The organism is Pantoea sp. YU22 (genome assembly GCF_003970755.1).
Classification (GTDB): Bacteria; Pseudomonadota; Gammaproteobacteria; order Enterobacterales; family Enterobacteriaceae; genus Pantoea; species Pantoea piersonii.
Genome location: NZ_RYDU01000050.1, coordinates 1 through 472, shown reverse-complemented (window position 1 = coordinate 472; position 472 = coordinate 1). Strand labels below are relative to the sequence as shown.

Here is a 472-nt window from a genome sequence, read left to right as displayed (position 1 = left end):
ACAGATGTCACCGACAGAATATGAAAACCAGTATTATCAACGGCTCGGAAGTGTCTAGATTATCCGTGGCGATTCAATCCGGTATTTTTTACTTTGATTATTAATTTCAAAATTTGACTCTTCGACAAATTGCCACAAGGGGTCAATGAGGTCATTCACCGCAGCTGCTTTACTTTTCCACCCACCTTTAGGAACAGATTCATTGATCAAATAAACAAGTTTATCTTGAATTACTCGATATACTTCCGCTTTACTGTTCCCTCCTTCTTTTCCGGCCTTAGCTCTAACATGTGATAATTTTTTTTGGGTACTCACAGAAACATGAAACCATGACATACCAATACATCTATCAAATAATTCAGCTGACTTAATGAACGCTTTAATAGCAACACATTCATGAATCGCCACGGATAATCTAGACACTTCCGAGCCGTTGATAATACTGGTTTTCATATTCTGTCGGTGACATCTG

1 pseudogene is annotated in these 472 nt (G+C 38.1%); it reads right to left on the bottom strand.

The features are described 5' to 3' along the window. Positions 1-54 precede the first annotated feature (54 nt). Positions 55-472 (bottom strand): annotated as a pseudogene (locus EKL29_RS22955) (hypothetical protein); the annotation flags it as partial.